18 protein-coding genes and 1 pseudogene are annotated in these 25,576 nt (G+C 63.0%); 2 read left to right on the top strand and 17 right to left on the bottom strand.

Going from position 1 to position 25,576, the window contains the following annotated elements; genetic code table 11:
- Window positions 1–8: 8 nt before the first annotated feature.
- Entirely contained in the window at window positions 9–1,199 is a 1,191-nt protein-coding gene (gene cyoA, locus MOV63_RS02495) for a ubiquinol oxidase subunit II (RefSeq protein WP_247031433.1), read from the bottom strand.
- A 332-nt stretch (window positions 1,200–1,531) separates the two neighbouring features.
- Between cyoA and MOV63_RS02490 the strand changes: the two genes are divergently transcribed.
- Window positions 1,532–2,890: an MFS transporter gene (locus MOV63_RS02490; protein ID WP_247031431.1), complete on the top strand. Its 1,359-nt coding sequence runs from the start codon at window positions 1,532–1,534 to the stop codon at window positions 2,888–2,890.
- Window positions 2,891–2,959: 69 nt separating this feature from the next.
- Here MOV63_RS02490 and MOV63_RS02485 read toward each other — a convergent pair whose 3' ends face one another.
- The 12 genes from MOV63_RS02485 to MOV63_RS02430 all read right to left on the bottom strand — a co-directional run bounded on the left by MOV63_RS02485 (window position 2,960) and on the right by MOV63_RS02430 (window position 19,874).
- Window positions 2,960–3,871, bottom strand: coding sequence for a dihydrodipicolinate synthase family protein (locus MOV63_RS02485; protein WP_247031429.1), 912 nt, complete (start codon window positions 3,869–3,871; stop codon window positions 2,960–2,962).
- Between the two features lie 55 nt (window positions 3,872–3,926).
- Window positions 3,927–5,069 carry a Xaa-Pro peptidase family protein gene (locus MOV63_RS02480; RefSeq protein ID WP_247031427.1) on the bottom strand — a complete coding sequence of 381 codons (1,143 nt, stop codon included), beginning with the start codon at window positions 5,067–5,069 and terminating at the stop codon, window positions 3,927–3,929.
- 104 nt (window positions 5,070–5,173) lie between these two features.
- Complete coding sequence (locus tag MOV63_RS02475) at window positions 5,174–6,424, bottom strand: FAD-binding oxidoreductase (protein WP_247031425.1); 1,251 nt, start codon at window positions 6,422–6,424, stop codon at window positions 5,174–5,176.
- A gap of 35 nt (window positions 6,425–6,459) precedes the next feature.
- On the bottom strand, window positions 6,460–7,176 hold the full coding sequence (locus tag MOV63_RS02470; RefSeq protein WP_247031496.1) for a GntR family transcriptional regulator: 717 nt from the start codon (window positions 7,174–7,176) through the stop codon (window positions 6,460–6,462).
- Window positions 7,177–7,291: 115 nt separating this feature from the next.
- The gene (locus tag MOV63_RS02465; RefSeq protein ID WP_247031423.1) at window positions 7,292–8,620 is read right to left on the bottom strand and encodes an FAD-dependent oxidoreductase; all 1,329 of its coding nucleotides are present in this window, start codon (window positions 8,618–8,620) and stop codon (window positions 7,292–7,294) included.
- Window positions 8,621–8,716: 96 nt separating this feature from the next.
- The gene (locus MOV63_RS02460; protein WP_247031421.1) at window positions 8,717–10,825 is read right to left on the bottom strand and encodes a beta-galactosidase; all 2,109 of its coding nucleotides are present in this window, start codon (window positions 10,823–10,825) and stop codon (window positions 8,717–8,719) included.
- Window positions 10,826–10,934: 109 nt separating this feature from the next.
- Window positions 10,935–11,726, bottom strand: coding sequence for a 2-oxo-tetronate isomerase (otnI, locus tag MOV63_RS02455; RefSeq protein WP_247031419.1), 792 nt, complete (start codon window positions 11,724–11,726; stop codon window positions 10,935–10,937).
- Between the two features lie 12 nt (window positions 11,727–11,738).
- Window positions 11,739–13,445 carry an ABC transporter ATP-binding protein gene (locus MOV63_RS02450; RefSeq protein ID WP_247031417.1) on the bottom strand — a complete coding sequence of 569 codons (1,707 nt, stop codon included), beginning with the start codon at window positions 13,443–13,445 and terminating at the stop codon, window positions 11,739–11,741.
- Between the two features lie 10 nt (window positions 13,446–13,455).
- Entirely contained in the window at window positions 13,456–14,646 is a 1,191-nt protein-coding gene (locus MOV63_RS02445) for an ABC transporter permease (protein ID WP_247031415.1), read from the bottom strand.
- Window positions 14,647–14,656: 10 nt separating this feature from the next.
- Window positions 14,657–15,643: an ABC transporter permease gene (locus tag MOV63_RS02440; protein ID WP_040124307.1), complete on the bottom strand. Its 987-nt coding sequence runs from the start codon at window positions 15,641–15,643 to the stop codon at window positions 14,657–14,659.
- A gap of 109 nt (window positions 15,644–15,752) precedes the next feature.
- Window positions 15,753–17,861, bottom strand: a complete 2,109-nt coding sequence (locus MOV63_RS02435; RefSeq protein WP_247031413.1) for an alpha-amylase family protein — start codon at window positions 17,859–17,861, stop codon at window positions 15,753–15,755.
- 87 nt (window positions 17,862–17,948) lie between these two features.
- Window positions 17,949–19,874: an ABC transporter substrate-binding protein gene (locus MOV63_RS02430; RefSeq protein WP_247031411.1), complete on the bottom strand. Its 1,926-nt coding sequence runs from the start codon at window positions 19,872–19,874 to the stop codon at window positions 17,949–17,951.
- Window positions 19,875–20,045: 171 nt separating this feature from the next.
- Between MOV63_RS02430 and MOV63_RS02425 the strand changes: the two genes are divergently transcribed.
- Window positions 20,046–21,095: a LacI family DNA-binding transcriptional regulator gene (locus tag MOV63_RS02425; protein ID WP_247031409.1), complete on the top strand. Its 1,050-nt coding sequence runs from the start codon at window positions 20,046–20,048 to the stop codon at window positions 21,093–21,095.
- 42 nt (window positions 21,096–21,137) lie between these two features.
- On the opposite strand, the gene kduI is transcribed toward MOV63_RS02425, so the two are convergent.
- From kduI to MOV63_RS02405, 4 genes and pseudogenes are all read right to left on the bottom strand, one after another.
- The gene (kduI, locus tag MOV63_RS02420) at window positions 21,138–21,986 is read right to left on the bottom strand and encodes a 5-dehydro-4-deoxy-D-glucuronate isomerase (RefSeq protein WP_247031407.1); all 849 of its coding nucleotides are present in this window, start codon (window positions 21,984–21,986) and stop codon (window positions 21,138–21,140) included.
- 153 nt (window positions 21,987–22,139) lie between these two features.
- A pseudogene (locus tag MOV63_RS02415) lies at window positions 22,140–22,765 on the bottom strand (class I SAM-dependent methyltransferase).
- Window positions 22,766–22,909: 144 nt separating this feature from the next.
- The gene (locus MOV63_RS02410) at window positions 22,910–24,055 is read right to left on the bottom strand and encodes a glycoside hydrolase family 105 protein (protein ID WP_247031405.1); all 1,146 of its coding nucleotides are present in this window, start codon (window positions 24,053–24,055) and stop codon (window positions 22,910–22,912) included.
- Window positions 24,056–24,061: 6 nt separating this feature from the next.
- Window positions 24,062–25,576 carry a glycoside hydrolase family 28 protein gene (locus tag MOV63_RS02405; protein ID WP_247031403.1) on the bottom strand — a complete coding sequence of 505 codons (1,515 nt, stop codon included), beginning with the start codon at window positions 25,574–25,576 and terminating at the stop codon, window positions 24,062–24,064.

Here is a 25,576-nt window from a genome sequence, read left to right as displayed (position 1 = left end):
ATGCAGTCTCAGGGCTGAGTTGCAGGCTGCGCCGGAGCATTGCTGTTGAGTTGAGCCGGCGCCGGACCGCCCTGGTTGCCGTCGGGCGCGGTGTTGCCTCCCGGCATATCTTGCATGTTGTGCATGTCGTGGTTGGTTGACTGCGGCTGGTCCACGCTCTGTCTCGCTTCGGGCATGCGGGAGGGTTCGCCGCTGGCCGGCACGGTCGCGCCAAGCCTTTCTCCCAAGGCATGGCGATTGTCATGCTCCAGACGCGCCCGGTTTTCCTGGCTCTCGGTCCCGCCGCCGCCCGTCATGTCGATATGCATCATTTCGTCCATGCACATCTTGCCGGGCGTGGCGCACATGTTGAGCACGGTCCTGTAGAGCCCGTCCTCGACATTGGCGTAATAGCGCACCGGTTCCTTGGTGCTCGGCTTTTCGAGCTTCAGATAGGCATCGCGGTTGAGCGCGGTGCCGTTCTGCTTCACCCGGGCGATCCACTGGTCGAAGCCTGCCCGGTCGACGCCATGGAACTTGAAGCGCATATGCGAGAAGCCGTCGCCGCTGTAGTTCGATGAAATGCCTTCGTATTCCCCCGCCTTGTTGATGACGGCATGCAGCTTCGTCTCCATGCCCGGCATTGCGTAGATCATCCCGGCCAGCGCCGGCACGTAGAAGGAGTTCATCACCGAGGAGGCGGTGATCTTGAAATTGATCGGTACGTCGACGGGGGCCGCCATCTCGTTGACCGTGGCGATGCCGTATTCCGGATAAAAGAACAGCCATTTCCAGTCGAGAGCCACGACTTCCACGGTGATAGGCTTCACCTCGGCGGAGACGGCGCGTTGGGCATCGATCCGGTCGAGCGGCCGGTAGGGGTCGAGCTTATGGGTGCTCATCCAGGTGACGGCGCCGAGCGCGATGATGATGGCGAGCGGTGCCGACCAGATGATGACTTCGAGCCGCGTCGAATGGTGCCATTCGGGATCATAGGGCGCATTGGTGTTCGAGCCGCGATAACGCCAGGCGAAGAACAGCGTGAGGAAGATCACCGGCACGATGATGATCAGCATCAGCACCGTGGCGACGATAATCAGGTTAGCCTGCTGTCGGGCGATATCGCCGGAAGGCGACATGACGACCAGGTTACATCCGGAAAGCCCCAAAAGGGTGAAGAGAGCGAACAACCGTGCGACGATTTTCAACTGAGGGGTCATCTCGGGCTCGAATTTGTGTTTTGTCTAGTTCGGAATAGTCAGGTTCCTGCATGGGCTGGAATGAGGTCGTTCGTCGCAGTGCAGCAATCTGTCGCAGTGCAGCAAAAAACCGCATGGTCTTCCGAGCCGTTTTGCTGCACCAACCTGCACGCTCAGTATCCGCATTCGCCCATCGGAAATCTAGGACAGCCTGCGGGGGCGACCAGAGGGTGTGGACGAGAAGACGGTGCGGTCCGTCGCATATGTCAGGTTTTTTTAGTCTTGTTCCTTGATCTCGACGGCATGTTGATCAACATTTCGAGGACGAGGCGAACTATCGCCAGGAGGAATTCATGACCACGGTCGTCAATCCCGCGTCAACAGGCCCGACATCGTCCGGCCTCGAAAGGGACGCCCGCCGCATTCATGACGACGGGCCGATCTCGCCGGGCAGCATCGCGCTTGGTGTGATCATCGGTCGCATGTCGGAATTCTTCGATTTCTTCGTTTACGGGCTGGGCTCTGTCCTCGTTTTCCCGAAGCTGATCTTTCCGTTTGCGCCGACCCCGGTCGCCGCGACCCTGATGTCGTTCGCGATCTTCCCGCTCGCCTTCATGGCGCGGCCAGTCGGGTCGTTCGTGTTCATGTGGATCGACCGCAATTATGGGCGCGGCACCAAGCTGACGATCGCGCTGTTCCTGCTCGGCGGATCGACGGCTTCGATCGCCTTCCTGCCCGGCTACGACACGATCGGCTACTGGGCCGTTGCCTTGCTGGCGCTGTTCCGCATGGGGCAGGGTTTTGCGCTCGGCGGCGCCTGGGATGGGCTCGCATCGCTCCTGAACCTCAACGCGCCGCCCAACCGACGCGGCTGGTATGCGATGATCCCGCAGCTCGGCGCGCCGATCGGTTTTGCGCTGGCGAGCATCCTGTTCGGTTATTTCGTCGCCAATCTCTCGGAAGCGGATTTCATTGCCTGGGGTTGGCGTTATCCGTTCTTCGTGGCCTTTGCGATCAACGTCGTGGCGCTGTTTGCCCGCCTGCGCATCGTCGCCAGCAAGGAATTCGGCTCGGCGCTCCAGGCCAACGAGCTGCAGGCCCGGCCGATCTTCGAAATGCTGAGCAAGCATGCCCATGACGTCGTGCTCGGCGCGTTTGTGCCGCTGGCAAGCTTCGCCATGTTCCATCTGGTGACGATCTTCCCGTTGAGCTGGGTGACGCTCTATGGCGGGCAGTCGGCGGCGGAATTCCTGTTCGTGCAGGTGATCGGTGCTGCGGTCGGCATCGTCGGCATCATCCTGTCCGGCCTGATCGCCGACCGCATCGGCCGCCGCAGCCAGCTGATGATCGGCGCTGTGATCATCGCGATCTTCTCGTTCTCGGCACCCTTCCTGCTCGATGCCGGCGGCAAGGGGCAGGATGCCTTCATCATCATCGGCTTCGGGATCCTCGGCCTCTCGTTCGGCCAGGCCTCCGGCGCCGTCTCCTCGCGCTTCGGGCAATATTACCGCTATACCGGTGCGGCACTCACCTCCGACCTCGCATGGCTGATCGGTGCCGGCTTCGCACCGCTGGTGGCGCTCGGCCTCGCCAGCAGCTTCGGCATCATCTTCATCGGTGGATATCTGATCTCCGGCGCGATCTGCACGATCGCAGCGCTCAGCCTCAGCCGGGTCCTGGATCAGAGCGGCGAGCCTGGGCAGCAGCGGTAAAAGAGAAACGAAAAAAGCCGGGCGAGCCCGGCTTTTTTGTATGCGTATCCTGCGGGATCCGTCCCGCTATCAAGCAGCCTTCTTGGCAAGCGTCGGCCGCGTCGCAGCGGCCTTTTCCACCATCGCCGTCACTTCCGCACGGCGGGCACCCGTCAACAGCATGCGCGGCATGCGGACGCGCTCGGAGCCGCGGCCCATGATCTGCTCGGCGAGCTTGATCGACTGGACGAGGTCGTGCTCGGCATCGAGATGCAGCAACGGCATGAACCAGCGATAGATGGCGCGGGCCTCGACCCAGTCGCCGCGATTGGCGGCGGCCACCAGCGCTACGGATTCCTGCGGGAAGGCGCTGGTGAGGCCGGAGACCCAGCCCTTGGCGCCGAGCATCAGGCCTTCGAGCGCCACGTCGTCGAGGCCGGCGAAGATGTCGAAGCGGTCACCGAAGGTGTTGATCAGGTCGGTGAAGCGGCGCGGATCCGGTGCGCTTTCCTTGACGGCCTTGATGTTCGGCACGTCTTCGAGCTGGCGCAGCACGTCGGCGCCGATGTTGACGCGATAGGCCGGCGGATTGTTGTAGAGCATGATCGGCAGCGAGGTGGCCGCGGCAACCGTCTTGAAATGGGCGACCAGTTCTTCCGGCTTAGGCACATAAACCATGGCCGGCAGCAGCATCAGGCCGTCGGCGCCGAGCTTTTCAGCATCGCGGGCATAGGCGACGGCGCGGCGGGTGTCGAATTCGGACACGCCGGTCACGACCGGCACGCGGCCGTTCACCACTTCGACGGCGGCCTTGAGGATGGTGCGCTTTTCTTCCGGATCGAGCGAGTTGTTCTCGCCGCAGGTGCCCATGACGATCAGGCCGTTGACGCCGTCATTGACGAGCGCGTCCTGCACCCCTTGGGTCGCCTTGAGGTCGATCGAGAAGTCTTCGTTGAATTGCGTCGTCACTGCGGGGAAAACGCCGCTCCAGCCTGTGGTCATGAAATGCACTCCTCTGGTTGATGGGTGATAATATGCGCGGTCGCGCCGATATCTGTCACGCGAAGGGCTCGGCCGGGCCTTTCGACGGCAGGGTGAACCATTGCGGCCCGGTTTCGGTCATGTGGATATGGTCTTCGAGGCGGATCCCGAAACGGTCCGGGAAAACGATCATCGGTTCGTTGGAGAAACACATGCCCGGTTCGAGTACGGTCGCATTGCCGCGCACGATATAAGGCTCTTCGTGGATTTCCAGCCCGAGCCCGTGGCCGGCGCGATGCGGCAGGCCGGGAAGGAGGTAATCCGGGCCGAGTCCGTGGCTGGCAAGAACCTTGCGGGCCGCATCGTCGAGGCCGCCGCAGGTGGCGCCGAGGCGGGCGGCATCGAAGACGGCCTGCTCCGCCTCGCGCTCGATCGCCCAGGCCCTGGCGAATTCCGGAGCAGGCTCTTCCAGCACATAGGTGCGGGTGAGATCCGAATGATAGCCGTCGAGCCGGCAGCCGGTATCGACCAGCACCACGTCGCCGGGAGCATAGGTCTGCTCGCCGTCGGCGCCGTGGGGAAGCGAAGTCGCGACCCCGAAGGAGACGATACAGAAGCTCGAACCGCTTGTCGCCCCCAGCGCGCGATGCTGTTCGTCGATATGGCGCACCACGTCGGAGGCAAGCACGCCCGGCTTGATGAAAGCATGCGCGCGGCGATGCACTTCGAGCGTCAGGTTCATCGCATGCTGGATGAGATCGATCTCGGCCTTCGACTTCCGAAGCCTGAGATCGCGGATCAATCGGCCGCCATCGACCAGTCGCTCAGTGCCGAAGACGGCGGCAAGCTGGTGGTAGACGAACAGCGGCAACGCGTCGTCGAGCGCAAGTTTCACATTGGCAGGCAGAAGCGAGGCGACCAGTGCGGCACTCGCCTCATCCTCCTGCCAGACGACGATCTCGCCCGGCAGATGCGGCAGGCTTTCAACCCGGCTCCGCTCGAACCCCGGCACGATATAGGTGACCGATTTGGGCGTCACCAGCGCGCCGAGCAGGCGTTCGCTCTGGTGCCAGACGAGGCCGGTGAAATAACGCAGGCTTTCGCTGGCGCCGAGCAGGATGCCACCCAGCCCCTTTTCGTCCAGCGTCGCCTGGAGCCGGACAAGACGCTGCCGCCGCTCGTCGTCGGTGATCTTCGGGACGGGATGCGACCAGGCCATGTCCGGTTCCTTTCGATTTCACCGACGTTATATCGCGCTGTAGTCAGTTTGTCGACAGAGATATTCAGCACATATAGCCAGCCGCCATCCCGCCGTCGCAAATGTCAGCGAAACCGGCTGATGCTGTAAGGTTCGATATCGACGGCAGGCTTTCGGCGTGCGGCGATATCGGCGACCAGCCGGCCGGTCGCGGCCGACTGGGTGAGGCCGAGATGCCCGTGGCCGAACGCGTAGATGATCGCCGGCGTCGCGCTCGACGGGCCGATCACTGGCAGGCAGTCCGGCATGGACGGGCGAAAACCCATCCACTGGCGGCCGCCCTCGGTTTTCAGGTCGGGCAGGAAGCTTTTTGCCTTTTTCAGCATCGCCTCCGAGCGCTTGTAGTTCGGCGCCAGTGTCAGCCCGCCGAGCTCGACCGCGCCTCCGACGCGGATGCCGGAGGAAAGCGGCGTCACCACGAAGCCGTGGTCGTTGAAATAAAGCTGGCGATGCAGCGGGAAGGCCCCTTGCGGCAGCGTCGTATTATAGCCGCGCTCGGTTTCGAGCGGCGCATGATCGCCGAGGCCGGTTACGATCTTCTTCGACCAGGCGCCGCCGGCCAGTACGACCGTCTTCGCATCGAAGACGGCGCCATCCGCCAGGATGACCCTGGCGCCATCGTTTATCGGCTCGATGCGGATGACTTCACCGATCCTCAGCGATGCGCCACGGGACATGGCGTTGCTGAAGAGGGCCTGGGTGAACTCCAGCGGGTCGGAAACCTGCAGGCCGGAGGGCGTGAAGATGCCGTGCCGGAACTGTGGCGCAAGGCCCGGCTGCAGGGAGTCGATCTCATTGCGGCTGACCTTCTGGAACTCGAAACCGGCCTTGCGCTTCGCCTGCCAGTCGTCGCCGGCGGCATTGAGGCTCGCCTCGCTGTCATAGAGGTCGAGCGTGCCGGTCTGTTTGACCATCGCCCGAAGGCCTGTGCGTTCGACCGTGCGCAGCATTTCGCTGCGCGCCATCGGCATCATCCTGGCATGTACGCCGACGGTGCGCTCATAGGCCGGCCGCGCGCTGGCCCGCCAGAGGCGCCATAGCCACGGCACCATGTTGAGCGCATAGGACGGAGGCAGGCTGAGGGGACCGAGCGGGTCGAGCAACCATTTCGGCGCCTTCCACATCATGCCGGGCGCGGCGATCGGGATGATTTCCGGAAAGGCGAGAATGCCGGCATTGCCGCTGCTTGCACCCCGCGCCACCTCCCCGCGCTCGATGATCAGCACCGAGCGGCCGTCTTCCAGCAGGTAATGCGCCGACATGGCGCCGATTATGCCCGAGCCGATGACGACGGCGTCGACCGAAGAGGAATTCATGATTTCTGTCCTGTGAAGCGAATGCGGAAGGTGGGTCAGGAGACGGCAAGATCGATCGGATTGCCGAGATCGCGGGCGATATAATCCTGGATCTGCCGGACAATCTGTTCCGCATGCTTGATGGCGAGCCTGTCGGAGCGCTCGACGTCACGGGCTTCGATCGCTGCGATCATCTCCTCGTGTTCGTCGACATACTGGCGTGGCAGCCGGTCGTCGAACGTACGATAATAGAGGCGCAGGATGCGCCGCCCCTCGTCGAGCAGCCGGGCGAAGAAGGTGGTGTAATAGGCATTGCCGGCGAGCTCGGCGATCGCCACGTGGAATTCGCGGTTCGCCTCGATCATCGCGAAGGCGTCGTGGGCGGCAACCGCTGCCGCGAACTCTGCCTGTCGCTTGCGGATCTCCCCCATCGCCTGCGACGTCGCGCGCATGGCGGCGCCGCGGGTGGTGACACGGTACATCAGCGTCAGCGCATCGAAATAGGGAGGCAGGGAGGCGAAATCGATCGTCGCGACGATGGTGTTGCGGTTCGGCAGCGTGGTGACGAGGCCATCGGCGGAAAGCCGCAACAATGCTTCGCGGATCGGCGTGCGCGACATGCCGAAACGCTCCGACAGCCGGACCTCGTCGAGCGGACTGCCGGGGGCCAAGGTCATGGCGAGAATTTCCCCGCGCAGGATCGTGTAAACGCTCTGCGTCCCGGAGCCACGCGGGCGGGGGATATCCGTTTCTGCAGGTTCGTTCTTCGCCATCATTTAACCGTTCTGCGTCGCAAGCCAATGCGGCAGGACAATTGCACACGTATTGTCGACAGGAAAGCCCACAAGGTGGCAGAACGGATTTGGTGCGGTTTATCGGGTCGAAGCTTCAGTGGTCACTGGCCTCGGACTGGCCGCGCAGGGTCGCCGCGATGATCCGCGCTGCGGCCAGCCTGCCAGCGACGATCGCGCCGTCGACATAGCCAGGATAGGACGGGGAGAGTTCCGACGACGCGAAATGGACAGGGGGCACGCCTTCGTTGATGATGTTTTCCGCATATCGGGCATCGAGATCGACGACGACGTCGCTATAGGCACCGCCGCTCCAGGGATCGTCGACCCAGTCGCGGACATGGATGTCGCGCGGATTGCCGCCTTCGGGGCCAAAAGCTGCGCTTAGCTGCTCGCGGATGAACCCGGTGAACTCCTCGCGGGGCCGCCCATGCCATTGCTGCGCTTCCGGCCCGCCCACAAAGACGATCAGACCGGCATAATCGTCGTGGCTGGCATCGCACGCATAGAGGCCCTGGGGCTCGTGCCACATGACGGCACCGGAAAGCCCGCGTTCTCGCCAGAACGGCTTGTCGTAGCTGACCTGCAGCTTGATCGACAGGCCGGGCGCCCAGGCGGAAAGCGCCTTCCGCAGCCGCTCGGGAAGAGCGGGCGAAAACGGTAACCGGCGGATCATCACCGGTGGCAGCGCCAGGATGATGTGTTTCGCGAAGAACCGCTCGTCGCCGGCTGCGACGATGACCCCGGTATCGGAATATTCTATCCCGGTCGCCGGCGTGCCGAGGCGCAGCCGGTCGCCGAGCCTGGCCGCCAGCTGCTCGGCCAGTGCATGCAGCGTGCCGGGCAGGAACATTTCCATTTCCGAATAGGTATTGGTGATCCGCCGGTCGTTCGAGGCGAGCCAGGTGAAGGCAACCTCCTCGGGCGCACGGCACCAGAGGCCCTTAATCAGCCGCAGGAAACTTTTCCGCACGTCGGCCGGCACGTCGTCCTGCCGGTCCACCCAATCGGCCACCGTCAGTTTCGCGAGATCCGGATCATCCGGATCGGTAGCGATCATCCGGTCGCGGAGCGCATCGACCCCCTGCCAGCGCGCATAACCCTGCTGCTGCGGGACCGGTGGCCGGTAGATGGCCTCGCCATCATAGTGCGTCATGACCGGGGTTTGGCCGTTTTCCGCGATGAGCGCCATCAGCTCGCTCATGTCGCGGCAGAAGAATTGCCCGCCGGTGTCGATCCGGGTGCCGTCCGGCAGCGTCTCGGACTCGACCTTGCCACCGACCCGGTCGCGGGCCTCGAGCAGCAGCACGTCGAACCCTGCCTCGACAAGCTCCAGCGCGGCGCTCAGGCCCGTAAACCCCGCGCCGACGACGATGGCATCCCGCTCAGGCATTCTTTTCTCCGACAGTCTTCCTGCCTTTGCCATTACCGCAAGCGCTTCGGGACGTCTACGAGGCTGTAGACGAACGATCGGAATCCATGCCGCCCTCGGGCGTCGATGGCTGAGGGCGGCAAATTGGTGTCAGGTGAGCGGCAGGATCAGCACGTCGCGGGCCGGCACCTCGATCTTGCCGCCATCATGGGTGCTTCCGACCGGCCAAACCACCTTGCCGGCAGCGAGGCGGCCATGGCTTTCGGCCAGTTTCACCTCGGTCGCCTGCGCCGAGCGCGTCGGGTTGACGAGCCAGAGGAAGCTGCCTTTTTCGCCCTCGTGGACACGCGCGAACAGCGCCCTGTTCGACAGGGTCGCATGCGGCGCGCAGTCGCTCCAGCGCAGCAATTCGGCGAAAAAGGCGCCGTTCGCCTTGCCCTGCGACTTATAATAGGCGACCGACGGATTGGTGCCGATCAGCAGGGTACGGCCCTTGCCATAAGCGTTCTCGACCACGGCAAGACGCCCGTCGTCGAAATTGCCGCGTGCGGTGCCGCCGGCAAGTACATAGGATTGCAGGAACCCGCCGCCATCGACCGCCGCTCCATCCAGCTTGAAATGGATGCGGTCGCCAATATCCGGCATGAACTCGACCTGATCCTCGCGGACTCCGAACACCTTGTCGAGGCCCATATTCGGCTGCACCTGGCCGACATGGCCGCGGTCGCCGAAATAACCGGGGCAGGCTTCGGCGATCAGCGTACCGCCGTTTTCCACCCAGGCGGCAAGGCGTTTTGCCTGACCCGTGGTGAACATGATGGGATAGGGGAAATAGAGACGATCATAGGCATCGATATCGTCGATATGGACCCAGTCCGGCTGGACGCTGTTTTCGAGGAAGGCGCGATAGGCGCCCCACATCGCTTCCGGATAGGGCTTCTCCTTGCGGTCGTAGTTCAAGAGGTAATCCCATTCCTGCGTCTCCGGAACGACGAGGATGCCGATTTCACCGCGCACCGGCTTTGCCTCCCAGAGAGCTGCCTGTGCCGGGTCGTTCGCCCATTTCGCCATATCGCTCTGCAGCTTCGAGCGCGGCGTGCGGGCGCCGTCCATGCCGTATGCGCCGAACGCACCGAAGAGCGGGCCGTCGAGCAGCGGCCGCCAGCGCAGGTTCAGCACGCCGCGGGCGCCGCCCGCAAACGAGGTCATGCTCCACAGGCGGATATCCTCGGGTTCTGCGACTCGGCCATCGTCCTTGTCGCGGCCGATTACCTGCGGCTGCAGCCAGAGCGGTCCACCCTGGCGCTCGGCATGCCAGAAAGGTTTGCCGCGGGCGGCGGCGCGGTTGATGTCGACGCCGTACCAGTTCTTCCAGGCTTCCGACCCCTTGCGCGCCTGGATCCAGGTGAACCCGTAGATCTCGACCTTGGAGGCGGCCAGCCAGTCGTCGCAGCCGTTCGCCGCCATGTTGGGGATCGCGCCCGAAATGCCGTGGGCGGCGATGGTGTTCTTCGGATCGACGGCGCGGATGGTGTCGATGCGCCATTGCATCTGGTCGTAGAAATTGTCGCGCTTGAACTGCAGCCAGTCTATGCATTCCGGATAGGGCGCCATGTGGACCGGCGGTTCGACATCCTCCCATTCCGCATAGCTGTAGCGATGCCAGGCCTTGGCGAGTACTTTCAGCGTGCCGTATTTTTGCTCCAGCCACTTCCTGAAAGCCGATTTGGCGTAGCTGCTGTAATCGACATCGGCGGAGTAATTGCACTCGTTCCAGACGTCGTAGCCGTAGATTGCCGGATGGTCCTTGTAGTGGGTGGCGAGCGCGGTCAGGAACCTGCCGGCCGCTTCCTTTACTTCGGGGCAATTGAGCGTCAGCGCGCCGGCGCCGCCGCCATTGTTGGAAAAGCCGCCGGTCGCCGCCGAGACGCCCATATAGGAGCCGAGCCTGGTGCCGTCGGCATTGACCTGCAGCGCATCGGCATATTTGCGCACCGCCCAATCGGGCACGGCGTGGATCAATTCGGCGATGACCGTCTTGATACCGTTCTTGGCGGCGAGGTCCATCTGCCGGTCGTATTCCTCCCAGTCGTAGACGCCGGGCGCGGTTTCGATGGCGCTCCACATGAACCAGTGGCGGAAGATGTTGAGGCCGTCTTCCCCCGCCGTCGTATAATCGCGCTCCCAGTCTTCGCGGGGCGGATTGGACTTGCGGAAATAGACGGCGCCGTAGGGGAATTGGATATCGGTTTTGAGCATGGTCCTGTCCTTCTTCATCGATGTTCGGACATGGCTCCGCCTTCCGGAGAAAGGCTCCGGTTTGGAAGTGGCGTCGATGGTGTCCGGTTAGGTCGGAAAAGTGTTGATCTTAGCGTGGCCCTCCGCCGAGATGGGGCTTCATCCAGCCAAGGCCTTCGCTGGTGCCGGCCTTCGGCCTGTATTCGCAGCCGACCCAGCCGTCGTAACCGAGGCGGTCGAGTTCGGAGAGTATGAAATCGTAGTTGATCTCGCCGGTGCCTGGCTCGTTGCGACCGGGATTGTCGGCGATCTGCACGTGGGCGATCCTTTCCTTCAGGCGGGTGAAGGTCGGGATGAGATCGCCCTGCATGACCTGCATGTGGTAGAAATCGTACTGGATGTAGAGATTGTCGGAGCCGACCTTGTCGAGGATGCGTTCGGCATGATCCGTCATCGACAGGAAGAATCCGGGAATGTCGCGCAGATTGATCGGCTCGATCAGCAGCCTGACGCCGGCATCGGCGCAGCGCGGTGCGGCGTATTTCAGGTTGTCGACCAGCACCTTTTCCAGAATATCGACATCGGCACCCTTCGCCACGAGGCCGGAGATGACGTTGACCTGTTTGCAGTCGAGCGCCTTGGCATAATCCAGTGCCAGGGCGACGCCGTCGCGGAATTCCTGGATGCGGTCCGGCAGGCAGGCAATGCCGCGCTCACCGCTGGCCCAGTCTCCCGAAGGCACGTTGAAGAGCGCCTGGACGAGGCCGCTGGCCTTCAGTGCATCGACGACCTTTTCCTTCGGCTCGGCATAAGGGCCGAGATATTCGAGCCCGCCGAAACCGTCCTTCGCGGCAGCCGCAAAGCGATCGAGGAAGGGCAGGTCCTGGTAGAGGAAGGAGAGATTGGCGGAGAATTTCGGCACTGGCGCTGTCCTTTAGAGAACGGGTGCGACGAAGCGGTGCCGGTGCAGCATGCGCTTGTCGCGGGGGTCGGGATTGGGAACGGCGGAAATTAGACTCTTGGTATAGGCCTCCTGTGGCGCCGTGCAGATCTGCTCGGCCTCGCCGAGCTCGACAATCTTGCCACGATGCATGACGGCGACACGGTCGCAGAAATAGCGCACAACCGAAATGTCGTGCGAGATGAAGATGAAGCTGAGGTTCAGCCGCTGGCGGATATCGAGCAGCAGGTCGAGGATCTGGCTGCGGATCGACACGTCGAGCGCCGACGTCGCCTCATCGGCGATGATGATGCGCGGATCGAGCGCCAGCGCCCGGGCAATGCCGATGCGCTGCCGCTGGCCGCCGGAAAAGGCGTGCGGATAACGTTCCATGCCCATCGGATCGAGCCCGACGAGGCGCATCAGTTCGGCGACGCGTTCCTCGAGCGCCTTGCCCTTGGCGAGACCGTTGATGATCAGCGGGTCGCCGATCACTTCCTTGACCGTCATGCGCGGGTTGAGCGAGGCGAACGGATCCTGGAAGACGAGGCGGACCTCCCGATGGAAGCCGCGCAACTCCTTCTTGGTCAGGCTGGTGACCTCGACCTCGCTGCCATCCTTGTTGCGGTAGACGACGGTGCCGGTGGTGGGCTCGACGGTGCGCAGGATCAGCCGGCCGAGCGTCGTTTTGCCCGAGCCGCTTTCGCCGACGATGCCGAGGTTTTCACCGGGATAGAGATCGAAATTGGCGTCGTCGACGGCCCGCAGCGAATTGGTTTTGCCGTGCCAGCCGAACGTCTTGCCGAGATTGCGGACCGAAAGGATCGGCCGCAGCGGCTGCGACGACAGGGCCACCGCCGGCACCCTGCTTTCGACATGCCGGGTGAGCTTCACCGTCGAGGTCAGAAGCTGGCGCGTATAGGGATGCTGGGCGTCGTGATAGATCGCATCGACCGGACCGCGCTCGACGATATGGCCGAAGCGCATGACGGCGACGTCGTCCGCCACTTCGGCGACGATGCCCATGTCGTGGGTGATCAGCAGCATCGCCATGCCGCGCTCCACCTGCAGGCGCTTGATCAGATCGAGGATTTCGGCCTGGGTGGTGACGTCCAGCGCCGTCGTCGGTTCGTCGGCGATCAGGATGTCTGGATTGCCGGCGAGCGCCATGGCGATCATCGCCCGCTGGCGCATGCCGCCGGAAAATTCGAACGTGTAGCGGTCCGCCATCTGGTCAGGATTGGGGATTTCCACCTGGCGCAGCAGTTCGACCGTTTTCGCCCGCGCGGCGCGCTTGTCGAGATCGCTGTGCAGGCGCACGGCTTCGGTGATCTGCGAGCCGATCGTATGGACCGGAGAGAGCGAACTCATCGGTTCCTGGAAGATCAGGCCGATCCTGCGGCCGCGGATGGCGCGCATGGCCTGGCCATCCGGATCGAGCCTGGCGATGTCGGTGACCGCGCCGGCGTTGCGCAAAAGGATGCGCCCGTCGACGATGCTGCCGGGCCTGTCGACGATCTGCAGCAGCGAGCGGGCGGTGACGCTCTTGCCCGAGCCGCTTTCGCCGACGAGGCAAAGCGTCTGGCTGCGCTTCAGCTCGAAGCTGACGTTCTCGACGGCATGCAGGATATGGGTTCTCAACCGGAAATCGATCGACAGGTTCTCGACGGAGAGGACGGTGTCTTCGGCAAGATCGGTCATGGTTACCTCCTCAATTGTCATAGGGGTCGGCGGCATCGCGAAGGCCGTCGCCGAAGAAATTGAAGGACAGCACGGCGACGATCACGGCAAGCGAGGGCCAGATCAGCAGCCATGGCGCGGTTGCCACCGTGCGGATGTTCTGGGCGTCCTGCAACAGCACGCCCCAGCTGACGACCGGCGGTTTCAGCCCGATGCCGAGGAAGGAAAGCGAGGTTTCAGCAACGATCATCGTCGGCACTGCAAGCGTCACGACGGCGAGAATATGGCTGGTCAGGGATGGCAGGATATGGCGGAAGATCAGCCGCTTTTCACTCGAACCGTCGAGCCGGGCGGCGGTGACGAAATCCTCGCTGCGAAGGGCGAGGAAACGGCCGCGCACCTCGCGCGCGAGACTGGTCCAGCCGAGCAGCGAGACGATGATGGTGATGACGAAATAGACGTTGACCGGCGACCATGTGAGCGGGATCGCCGCCGCAAGACCGAGCCATAATGGGATGGTCGGCATGGCGCTGACCACCTCGATCATGCGCTGGATCACCGTATCGACCCAGCCGCCGTAAAAGCCCGATATCGAGCCGAGCACGACGCCCAGCACAAGCGACATGACGACGCCAACGAGGCCGATCGACATGGAAATCCGCGTGCCGTAGACCAGCCGCGAGAAGACGTCGCGCCCGAGGCGGTCAGCGCCGAGCAGATACATCGGATCGCTCGGGTTGATCGGGCCGATCAGGTGGCGGTCCATCGGGATCAGGCCCCAGAGTTCGTAGCGCGGGCCTTTGACGAACAGGCCGACCGGCACGACCTTGGTGTCGTCGACGACGAAGGTGCGGCGCAGCGCCACCTTTTCGATCTCGACCTTGTAGCCCTTCACATGGAAATTGAACTCCGAACTGCCGTCCGGCTTGGTGACGAAGAAGCTCAAGCCCTGCGGCGGCGCATAGGTATATTGCGGCCGCGAGGTCGAGGGCAGGCTGGGCGCCAGGAATTCCGCAAACAGGCCGATCAGATAAAGCATCAGGATGACGATGCCGGCGAACATCGCCACCTTCTGGCGGACCAGCTTGCCGGCGATCAGCTTCCAGGGACCGACGGTTGCGGTCGAAACGGTCTTGCCGGCTTTCAGCGGACTGATCGAAGGGCCGTCGGCGACGGTGGGGACGGGGCCGGAATAGGTTCCGAATGTTTCGTGCGTGCTCATGCGGCCTCCCTCAATTGAACCGGATGCGCGGATCGAGCAGCGCCAGCAGCAGATCCGATAGCAGCATGCCGACAAGGGTGAGGGCGCTCAAAAGCAGGATGAAACTGCCGGCGAGATACATGTCCTGCGACACCAGCGCTCGGAACAGCAGCGGCCCGGCGGTCGGCAGGTTGAGCACGATGGCGGTGATCGTCACGCCGGAGACCAGATGCGGCAGCACCCAGCCGATCGCCGAGACGAACGGGTTGAGGGCGATGCGCACCGGATATTTGAGGATGACCTTGTATTCCGGCAGGCCCTTGGCGCGGGCGGTGATCACATAGGGCTTGTGCAGCTCGTCGGTCAGGTTGGCACGCAGAACGCGGATCAGCGCCGCGGTTCCAGAGGCGCCGATGATAATGATCGGGATCCACAGATGGGCGAGGAAATCGCCGACCTTGGCAAGGCTCCAGGGGGCCTCGGCAAATTCGGGAGAGTTGAGGCCGCCGACGCTCTGGCCGAGATAGCGGTAGGCGAAATACATCAGCACCAGCGCCAGGATGAAGTTCGGCACGGCAAGCCCGATGAAGCCGAAGAAGGTGAAGACGTGGTCGCTGATCGAATGGCGGCGGACGGCGGAATAGATGCCGATCGGCAGTGCGACGATCCACACGAACAGCAGGCTCAGAAGCGAGATGACCAGCGTCGAACCCATCCGGCCCCAGATCAGGCCGGAGACGGGCTGGTTCCACTCGAACGAATAACCGAAGTCGCCGCGGCTGACGATGCCCCAGATCCATTTGAGATACTGGATGTAGAAGGGATCGTCGAAGCCGTAGATTTCCTTCAGCCGCTCGATCTGGGCCGGATCGACGGCCTGGCCGCTGTCGCTCATCGTGGCGATCATCGACGTCAGGTAGTCACCCGGCGGCAGCTGGATGATCAGGAACGATATCAGCGACATGCCGAACAGGGTCGGGATCATGTAGAGCACGCGCTTGAAGATGTAGCCAAGCATCGGAATAGTTCTCCTCCCGTTGAAGGCACCGCGCAGGCGCCACCTTCGGATCTCCATCCGCTACCGGCCCTTTGAGGCCGGCAACGCTCCTCCATTTTAGGCTCCCACCCTATTTCCAGGTGAGATGCAGTACCTCCAGCCGCTCTATTCCCGGCACGTCCACCTCCGCGCGTCCATCCTTCACGCTGAAACTTGCCGCCCGGTCCGCAACCACCAGCCAGGCTTTCGCCACCGACTTGCCTTCTGGAACTTCCACCGAAACGGTCTGAGCCGCCAGAGGGTAATTCTCGCGTATCGGGCCTTTCATCATCATCGGGTTGGTGAGGTTGAAGAGGCTGAGCGCGATCCCCTCGGCGTTTTCCCTGAGCGCGAGGTCGATGACGCCCGGGCCTTTGACGGTGACGCGCGGGGTCTTGCCGAGCGCCCAGTGGACGGCGTTGGACAGAAGCCGGGCGTGATCGACGGCAAAGACTTCCCAGAAGATTTCACCGATATTCCAGGGAATATAGACCGTGCGCCCACCTTTGCCGGTTTCGCGGGCGATGACCGCCGCCCCTTCCGGGTCTTTACGCGGATAAACTTCCTCCATCGGCAGGTCCGGGAAATCGGGCACGTAGAGGAAGGGTGTTTCAGCGCCCGCAGCCGGCTCGACATGGATCAGCCTTGTGCCGCCCATGATCCGCTCGGCACCGTCAAAACCCTTGTTGACCGGGTGGTCGCCGGACAGCGCTACATAGGTGTTCTTGACGATGCCGCGCGGGCCGGAGACGAATTTCATCCCAAGCACGTCCGACAGGCCGAATTCTGCCCGCGTCTTGCCGAATTCGTCGCGAAGCGAGGTCTCGTAGGAGGCAACGACGCTGCCGCCGCGCGCTACATAGGCGCGGATCGCCTCGTTCTGCGCGTCCGAAAGGCAGGAGGCGTTGGCGAGGATGATCACCTTGAAGCGGTCGAGATTGTCCCTGGTGAGCACCTGATCGGACAGGAGTTCGAAGGGCAGGCGTGCCTCGACCAGGGCGTGATAGACGCCGAGATCGTGTTTCTCCGCGGCGTGGCGTTCTTCCGGCGCCCAGTGGCGCAAGGTCGTCGACGGGTCGATCACGGCGATTTCCGCGGTCGGCGTCATGCTTTCGAGCACCGGCTCGACGGCCGACTGCAGCACGAAAGCCTCGGCAACCGGCTCCACCCAGCGCTTGTCGGGCACCACGCCGTTGAATTTCGTGAACCAGGCGAAAAGCCCATGGGCCGTGCCGTTGTTGATCCACAGCTGCATTTCCTCGCCAGAGGTCACCGCATCCTTCCAGCGATATTCCTCCTCCGGACCGATCGAGGTGATCAGCACCACGGGGCGATCGGCGAAGGTGGCGCGGATGCGCTTGCCGTTGCGGCCGGCCGACCAGCCGAGTTCCAGCCCCTTACGGCCCTGATGGTCGACGACGAGGAAGGGGCAATGTTTGGTGATGACGGAGAGATCGAACTCCATCAGCGACGCGCCGCTCATGTTGGGGATAAAGCTCGCATGCGGCCGGATGGCTTTGACCGCGTCGTCCCACTGGGCGATCATGTCGGTCAGCACGCGGCGGCGCCATTGCAGCCAGGCCTGCCAGGCCGGGTCTTCGGCATCCGCCTTCCTGGGCAGGGCATAGCCTGACATGTCCTTAAAACGGCGGGCGCTATCCTCGCTGTAGTCGACACCATGGCCCTGCCAGCGATTGGCGAAGATCGCATCGATATCGTATTCGCGGACGATCTCCTTCACCACCTCCGGCATGAAGACGGAATTGTAGTCGCCATAGGCATTGGCGACCCAGACATCCGGATAGGCCCAGTGGCGGCGCGGCGTGCCGTCGGCATTGATCATCACCCATTCCGGATGAGCCTTGGCCGCATCGTCGTGGATGGCATGCGGATCGACGCGGGCCATGACATGCATGTCAAGCTTGCGGGCCGCATCGACGAGCGCGCCGAAAATGTCTTTGTCGCCTAGATATTGGCTGACGTAGTGATAGGGAACCTTGCTTGGATAGTAGGCGATGTAACCGCCAGCGCTAAGGCAGACGGCATTGGATTTCGTGCGCTTGAAGACGTCGATCCAGAAGGCGGGGTCGTATTTGTCCGGATCGTCCTCGACGAAGGTCAACTGGGTCCAGCGCGTCGCGGTCCGGAACCAGTCCGGGGTCCGCAAGGTATCAGTGTTCTGTCGTCTCGCCTCAAGCATGATAGCGTCCAATCATCGGAAAAGGGGTGCCCTCGGCGCCGGCCGGGTGAGACCGGCGCCCGGAAAACATCGGAATGTGCGAGGTCGTCAGACCTTGTAGAACTGCTCCGGCATGGTCGGGGCGGGGGTCGGCCAGCCGAACGAATTCGGCATGGTCTTGGTGATGTTCTTCATGTTGTTCTTGACGATGCCGTAGCCGTCCGGCGGCTGCGAAATGCCGAACACGTAGAAGGTTTCCGCGGCTCCCTGCAGGAGCTGTTTCATGATCTCGCGCTGGCCTGCCTGATCCGAGGTCGCCTTCAGCTTGTCGTAGAGCGCAAGCTGCTTCTTGGTGTCTTCCGGCGGTTCCTCGGCATTGGCGTTCTTCGGGTCGAGATACCAGAGCTGCCAGGCCGGGGCATACATCGCATTGCTGTCGGTCGGCACGTAATAACGCGGGTCGAGCATCGCCGCGACGCCGCCATTGGCGCCGAACTGGTGTGCGGTGGCGTCGAAGTCGCGGCCCTGGCGAACGCGGGTTTCCCAGAGGGAACGGTCCATGGTGCGCATCTGCGCATCGATGCCGACCGCCTGGAACATCGGGATGACCAGCTGGAAGAGATCGAGGAAGATCGGGCGTGCCTGGTCGATCTCGAAGATGATCGTCAGCCGCCGACCCTTCTCGTCGAGACGGAAATTCTGGCTGTCGCGTTTCGGGATCAGTTCGTCGAGCATGGCATTGGCCTTGTCGACGCTGTACTCGGTGAACTGCTTGGCAAGCTCTTCGTTATAAAGCGGATCGCCTTCCTTGATCGATGGCTGGGCGGGCGCGCCCTGGCCGACAAGCACTGCGTCGATCAGGGTCTGGCGGTCGAGCGCCGTCGACAGCGCTGCGCGGAACTTCTTGTTGCGGAAGAGCTTTCGTTTCGTCTCGTCATTGTGGTTGAGGTTGAAGATGAAGTTCATCACGTTGGCCTCGGTCGAGGTCAGCGTGTAGAAGTCATAGCCGCCCTGCTTGCGCGCGTCGTAGAGAACCGACTTGTTGTTGGGGGTGGCGATATACTGGTCCATCAGGTCGATTTCGCCCTGCATGCATTTCAACAGCAGTACCTGCGGATCGGCCACCATCTGGTAGACGATGCGGTCCATATAAGGCAGCTGGTTGCCCTCGGTATCGACCTTCCAATAGTAGGGATTGCGCTCGGCCACCACCCGCTCGGTGTTTTCGCCCGGCGCGATCGTGAACATCCAGGCATTGAGGCAGGGCTTCTTCGAGGAATTGAGGAAGAAGGCGTTGTCGTCCTGGAAGCCGGAGGCCGACTGGAATGCGGCGATCCAGCTCTGGAAACCGCGCTGTTTGGCCAGCTCATCCGCCTTCGGATTGTAGTCGATATGGAACTGTTCGAGATAGTGTTTGGGGCAGCGGGTGGTGTGGTCCAGGTTGGACCATGCGACCTGCAACGGGAACATACCGTTAGGTTTTTCGAAGATGACCTTGAAGGTCTGCTCGTCGACTACTTCCAGCTTGGCGGGCTTGCCAGCGGTTTTCCAGTGGCCCTGGCTGGTGACGGCGACGCGCTTGTCGGTGAGCACCGTGTCATACCAGAACTTGACGTCGGCCGTGGTGTAGGGATGCCCGTCCGACCATTTCATGCCCTTGCGCAGGCGGATGGTGTAGACGGTCGAGTCCGCGTTGCCTTCGAAGGCTTCCGCGACATTCAGCGTCACGCCGGACCAGTCCGGCGTATAACGCAGCAGCGGTTCATAGGCCTGGTAACGGAACAGCATGGAGAGCGAACCGCCGCCGACCAGCGCCAGCTTCCAGTCGCCTCCGTATTTCCCGACGCTTTCGACCGGCTTGATGACAAGCGGGTTGGCGGGCAGCCGGTCCTTGATAGGGGGCAGGGCGCCGCTGGCGACCTTGTCCTTCAAAAGGCTTGCTTCCTTGTAGTCGACGGCTAAGGCCGGCAGGGCCGGCAAAATCAAAACGGCCGAAGTCCCGGCCAGAAACGCGCGACGTTTCAGCTTGATCATGGGTGTCTCCTCCACACAGTCCCCGCCGTCACCTATTATTTCCCTTGGGCGTGGATAACGAAAAGTTTGCATTCGAATACTGTTAGGTAAAGTGTTATGTAGCGTTGTTTGGCAAAATTGCGTTTTGCAGTGCAGCAGTGTAGCCACACGGTAGCTGCAGGGGGATGGGTTATGAAGAGCAGGGGGCGGGTTACCTTACAGACCATCGCGCGCGAGGTCGGCCTTTCGAAATATGCGGTATCCAGATCGTTATCGGGCAAGAGCGGCGTCAGCGAGGAAACTCGCGAGCGGATCCGCGAAACAGCCCTGCGTCTCGGCTATAGCAAACCCGCGAGCCAGACCGCGCTGGGCGATATCGCGGTGGTGTTTCACGACCTCGATCCGGTCAATAGCGAGCTGCACATGCAGATCCAGAACGGCGTCCAGGCAGAGGCGCACAGGCTCGGCATGGCTCTCAGGATGTTATGGACCCACAGCCAGGGCCAGCTTGAAGAACTGGCGCGCACCTGCGCCGGGCTGTTGCTGGTCGGACCGCACGACCGCGAGGCGATCCGCGCCGCCATGGCGACCGGCACTCCGATCATCCGGTTCGGCTGGGTCGATCCGCTGGAAGATGCCGATCAGGTCTCCGGCACCGACCACGAGGCAGGACAGGCGGTGATCCAATACCTGGTGGACCTCGGTCACCGTTCCATCGCCTATGTCCATGGCACGCCCGGTTATCGCGGCCGCCGCGAGCGCTTTTATGGAGCCCGCGAAATCGCCGAACGTCACCCGGATGTCACGTTGCACGTCCTGCAGTTCGAGGAGGAGAACGGTTTTGCAGAAACCTATCGCGCACTGAAGGAAAAAGGTGCTCGGCCGACCGCCTTCTTCTGCGCCCATGACGGCTTGGCGCTCACCGTCGTTTCCGAACTCCTGGGCCAAGGCTATCGCATTCCCGACGATGTCTCGGTGGTTGGTTTTGGCGATTTTTCGCCGGCAAAGCAGATCTCGCCGGCGCTGACGACGGTGCGCATGGAAGGCCAGGAATGTGGAGCCGTCGGCCTGCGGCTTCTGCTCGAGCGGATCGAGAACCCGCGCCAGCCGGGAACCCCCGCCCGCAGGGTCCAGGTCGCATCGAGGATCATCGAGCGCCGCTCCACCGGCCCGTGCAAGGAGCCGGCGCATCCAAGCGATCGCGCGGCACCTCGGCAGGAGCCGCGCATCGTGTCCGTCTGACGGAGCAGATCGGTGCTCCGCTGGCGGATCGATTTCGAGAGCCTATTTGAGGCTCTTCATATCCACCATGTCCATGTCAGTGAAGGACTGGTTGTCACCGGCCATGCTCCAGATGAAGGCGTAGGCGCCGGTGCCGGCACCGCAATGGATCGACCAGGGCGGCGAGAGCACGGCCTGTTCATTGCGGATGATCAGATGGTTTGTCGCCGCCGGCCGGCCCATCAGGTGAACGACGAAGGCATTTTCCGGGATTTCGAAATAAAGATAGGCTTCCATCCGCCGGTCATGCAGATGCGCCGGCATGGTGTTCCAGACGCTGCCGGTCTCCAGCCGGGTCAGCCCCATCAGCAGCTGGCAGGTCGGCAGCACCTTCGGATGCAGGTACTGGTAGAGCTTGCGCTTGTTCGATGTGGCGCTCTCGCCGAGATTGTTCTCGATCGCATCTGCGCTGCCGACGAACCGCGAGGGTAAGGTGGCGTGCGCCGGTGCAGCGTTGATATAGAATTTCGCGGGCGCAGCCGGGTTGTCGCTCTCGAACAAGATTTCCTTCGTTCCCATGCCGAGATAGAGCCCGTCCATCGGCTGGAGCGCGTAAGTCAGGCCATCGGCGAAGACGCGACCCGATCCGCCGATATTGATGAGGCCAAGCTCGCGGCGTTCCAAGAGGTAATCCGCGCCGACAAGTTTCGCCAGCTCGCTGCCGACACCGAGGCTTGTCTGTGTCGGCGTGACACCTGCCACCAGCATGCGGTCGTAGTGGGTATAGACGGCCTGCAGCGCCCCGGCGACAAAGAGATCCTCAATCACGAAGTTTTCGCGCAGCTCCGCGCTCGTCATGCGCTCCGACTGGCTGTAGTGAACGGCATGGCGCGTCCGGACATCGATCGTCATGGTCTGTTTTCTCCTGTTTCTCGGCGCGAGGGCGCTGGGGTAGTGTCTCAGTTTGAACTTCGGCTTTCGACCCGGGAAGTTCGATCCAACCGGGTTGGTGTCCCGTGCGGACGCGGTACACCGCTTCCATCCGGACCTGGAACTTTATGTGCGTCATGCCCGAACCGCCCGAACGCTCAGCCACCAATCATTGGGGCTTCCGACGCATCGACGTACGTCGCTGACGATCCAGCCAGCGTCTGTGAGTGCGGATCGCAGGCAGGCTCGCGCCAGTATGTTTCGACGTAGCGCCGAGGCGCTGCAGCGCTGCCGTGTGTGGACACATCCTCGCCATCACCCTCTCTAACCGAGGCGTGCAGCCGGCCACCGGTCCGGGTCGCCTCGGCAAGCCGTCCAAGCACCACCCGCAAATCTTCGCGCGCAACGTGAATCAGGCAGGCACAGGCCCATATCCCGTCATACGGGGTGGTGGGACGCTGCGGGTCGGCTAGGTCGTCGGTCAGCGGGTCCAAAAGATCGGCCTCGAAGCCACTCTCGCGAAGCAGTTCGACGAAGCCGTTCGAAATGTCGGTGCGCCGGACGCTAATCCCCCGCTTCTCAAGCGCAAGGGCGTCTCGCCCGCCACCGCTTCCGATCTCCAGTACCCTGCCCGAGCCACCAAGCCCGGTCACGAACGCATCGATCTCTGTCGCGACCCATTCGGGCATCGCCGCGGCGTCAGCAGCGTACTCCGCCGCGACCGCATCATAGGACCGCACAGTGTCCCTGTCGGTGCTCATCGTAGCGCTCCTCCCTCGAGACAAAGACTCCCACAATGGGCGAGAGCCCGTTGCGCGCTTCACACTTTCGGCAGTTGGTGACAACGCGGGCGTTTTGCTTCCCACCCATAGCAGAAGTTCGATCTGAGACACTACCCAGCGCTGCTATCGCTTGACGACGGCGGTGAGCTCGACCCGGTCCTCCGGCTGCGCAGCCTGGGGCATCATCGATTGCGTGTCTAGCAGCGTTTCCGCATAGGCCATCATCATCGGTCCGACACCCTTGATGTCGTCGGCGCGGATTTCCTCGGAGAGGTAATAGCCGACGGTGCCGTCGCGATAGCGGCCGTTGAAGCCTCCGAGACCCGCAACGCAACAGATGTTATGGAGCCGGAGCCGTCCATCCGCATCCCGCCGCAGTTCCTGTGCGACGAGCGATTGCAGGCTCGCCCGACCGGCCTCGGAAACACCGGCCGGGCCGCCGAGCCGCGCGAGCTTCTGGAGGAAATAGGAGAACATCGCGGTCGCCGAGCTTTCCGGGTAGTTCTGCGCTTCGTCCGGCCGGTCGATCACCTGCAGCCAGCGGTGATCCGCAGTACGAAGAGCGATGATCCGGGACGCCAGTGCCGCGGCGCGGTCGGTCAACTCCCGCCGCGCAGCGCCGGCGGACAGGTTTTCGATGATGTCGACGAAGGCCATCGCCAGCCAGCCGATCGATCTTGCCCAATGGGCCGGGGAAAGGCCGCTTTCGGCGTCCGCCCAAGCCTGTTGCCGGGCCTCGTCGTAACCATGGCGATAAAGATCCGCCTGCCGGTCATGGGTGAGGTCGAGCGCGGTGGTGAACTGCCGAAGCGCCTCCTCGACCATCTGGGGCTCGGAAGCTGCGCGGGCGTATTCGACCTTGAAGGGCAGCGCCATGTAGAGCCCGTCCAGCCAGATCTGATGCGGGTAACGCAGCTTGTGCCAATAGACGTCGCTGCCGGTGCGCGGATGCGTTTCGAGCTGCCGCGCCAGCGGGGCGGCGGCGTCGAGCCAACGGGGTTCTCCCGTCAGCCGATGGAGAAAGACAAGGGCACGGCCCGGCAGGATGTTGTCGATGTTGAACTCGTCGATCTCGTAGCCGACAAGCCGGCCCTGCGCATCGATCTGGCCGCTCACCAGCCGGATGAGATGATCCAGCCATGGGCGCTCGCCGGTCGCCTCGTAAAGCGCGATCAGGCCGCGATAGAGGCAGCCGTCCTCGTAACACCAGGCGCCGCCTTTGTAATATTGGTAATCGCGGGCGTAAGTCTCGAAATAGTCCTGAAGCATCGGATTTCAGTCTTGAGCTGGATGAATGGAAACCGGAGAAAGTCGCGCAAGGCGGCTGAAAACGGCGTTTTCCGCAATGATCCCGGCATGCCGGAGCGGCAGGAGGAGAGAGGCCATTTCCGGCACTTCGGCCTCGGCATCTGGCGCGAAGGAGACGGAGTAGTTTTCGAAGGCAATGTCCCGGATTGCCGCCTCCGGCAGTCCGTAGAAGACGGCGGCGGCCGTTCGCGCGCCTGAAACGGTGACGTTTTTCACGGTGATCGAGCTGATGCTCGGTGTTTCCGTGGAGACCGGCAGCGGCGACCGGGACTGGACGTAATCGGACCGGCCGTCGGTATCGCAGAAATAGAAGGAATTGACGGCGACCGGGGTCGCCACGTCCTCCATCAGGCTGTCGGTCAGCCGGATGTCGGCGACCGTGCCGCCGCGTCCCCTGCGCGTCTTGATGCGCAGCCCGCGGTCGGTGCCCCTGAAGTGACAGTTGCGGATGGCGATGTCGCTGATGCCGGCGCTCATCTCGCTGCCGATGACGACCGCACCGTGGCCGCGTTCCATCAGGCAGTTCTCGATCCGCACATGCTCGGTCGGGCGGTCCGGTCCGCCGAACGGGCTGCGTTTGCCGGCCTTCAGTGCGATGCAGTCGTCGCCGACCGAAATGTGCAGGCCGACAAGATGGATATCGGAGCTGCTTTCGGGGTTGAACCCGTCGGTATTCGGAGAATCCGGATCGTTCTTGATCGTCAGGTCCGCCGCGACAAGCCCCTTGCAGAGGACCGGATGGACCGTCCAGGACGGCGAGTTGCGGATGGTGAGGCCGGAAAGCGTGACGTTTTCGCAGGCCGAAAGGAAGACGGTACGGGGGCGTCTGGCGCCCTGGCGGGTCTCCTTCGGCCATGACCACCAGTCGCCACGATCACCGCCGCCATCAATGACGCCGGTGCCGGTAAGATGCAGGTTCCGGCAATCGATCGCGTTGATCAGGCTGGCGTAACAGGGCTCTGCCACGCCTTCCCATGTGCCGAGAATGCGGCCATCCGCATGACGCGCCGGCAGGATCGGGAAGTCTTGCCTGCTCGCGATTGCCGCGAGTTCCACACCCTCTTCGACGAGCAGGGTCATGCCGCTCTTGAGGAAGATCGGACCGCTCAGCCAGTGCCCGGCCGGTATTCTCAGCGTGCCTCCGGGAGCGAGCACCGCGATGGCCCGCTGGATCGCCGGCGCGTTGTCCTGTGCGTCCGTCGAGGCGCCGAAATCACGGATGTCGATCAGGGCCGTTTCCTGCCGTGTGGTAAATTCGAGCCGGGCTTCGCCTGCATGCAGGTGATAGGCAGCGCCCGGCTCAAGGGAAGCGACCGTGAAGACGACCTTCGACGTCGTCCCCTCGGCCGCCAACGCGCCATCGAGCCTCCGGACCTGCCAGGCAAGCGCTTCCTTGCGCGTGTGGAGATGCCTTTCGGCATCGACGCGGAAGGTCGCGCTGCGGGGGCCGGTGATCAGGAGTTCGATGGCGACGTCCGTCAC

It is taken from the genome of Neorhizobium sp. SHOUNA12A (genome assembly GCF_023006505.1).
Taxonomy (GTDB): domain Bacteria; phylum Pseudomonadota; class Alphaproteobacteria; order Rhizobiales; family Rhizobiaceae; genus Neorhizobium.
The sequence above is the reverse complement of the archived record's forward strand: the minus strand, read 5'-3'. Positions and strand labels throughout refer to the sequence as shown.

Excerpts from the sequence above, each read along its gene's own strand:
- cyoA (WP_247031433.1), bottom strand. The coding sequence starts at position 1,199 with ATGACCCCTCAGTTGAAAATCGTCGCACGGTTGTTCGCTCTCTTCACC.
- MOV63_RS02490 (WP_247031431.1), top strand. The coding sequence starts at position 1,532 with ATGACCACGGTCGTCAATCCCGCGTCAACAGGCCCGACATCGTCCGGC.
- MOV63_RS02485 (WP_247031429.1), bottom strand. The coding sequence starts at position 3,871 with ATGACCACAGGCTGGAGCGGCGTTTTCCCCGCAGTGACGACGCAATTC.
- MOV63_RS02480 (WP_247031427.1), bottom strand. The coding sequence starts at position 5,069 with ATGGCCTGGTCGCATCCCGTCCCGAAGATCACCGACGACGAGCGGCGG.
- MOV63_RS02475 (WP_247031425.1), bottom strand. The coding sequence starts at position 6,424 with ATGAATTCCTCTTCGGTCGACGCCGTCGTCATCGGCTCGGGCATAATC.
- MOV63_RS02470 (WP_247031496.1), bottom strand. The coding sequence starts at position 7,176 with ATGGCGAAGAACGAACCTGCAGAAACGGATATCCCCCGCCCGCGTGGC.
- MOV63_RS02465 (WP_247031423.1), bottom strand. The coding sequence starts at position 8,620 with ATGGCAAAGGCAGGAAGACTGTCGGAGAAAAGAATGCCTGAGCGGGAT.
- MOV63_RS02460 (WP_247031421.1), bottom strand. The coding sequence starts at position 10,825 with ATGCTCAAAACCGATATCCAATTCCCCTACGGCGCCGTCTATTTCCGC.
- MOV63_RS02450 (WP_247031417.1), bottom strand. The coding sequence starts at position 13,445 with ATGACCGATCTTGCCGAAGACACCGTCCTCTCCGTCGAGAACCTGTCG.
- MOV63_RS02445 (WP_247031415.1), bottom strand. The coding sequence starts at position 14,646 with ATGAGCACGCACGAAACATTCGGAACCTATTCCGGCCCCGTCCCCACC.
- MOV63_RS02440 (WP_040124307.1), bottom strand. The coding sequence starts at position 15,643 with ATGCTTGGCTACATCTTCAAGCGCGTGCTCTACATGATCCCGACCCTG.
- MOV63_RS02435 (WP_247031413.1), bottom strand. The coding sequence starts at position 17,861 with ATGCTTGAGGCGAGACGACAGAACACTGATACCTTGCGGACCCCGGAC.
- MOV63_RS02430 (WP_247031411.1), bottom strand. The coding sequence starts at position 19,874 with ATGATCAAGCTGAAACGTCGCGCGTTTCTGGCCGGGACTTCGGCCGTT.
- MOV63_RS02425 (WP_247031409.1), top strand. The coding sequence starts at position 20,046 with ATGAAGAGCAGGGGGCGGGTTACCTTACAGACCATCGCGCGCGAGGTC.
- kduI (WP_247031407.1), bottom strand. The coding sequence starts at position 21,986 with ATGACGATCGATGTCCGGACGCGCCATGCCGTTCACTACAGCCAGTCG.
- MOV63_RS02410 (WP_247031405.1), bottom strand. The coding sequence starts at position 24,055 with ATGCTTCAGGACTATTTCGAGACTTACGCCCGCGATTACCAATATTAC.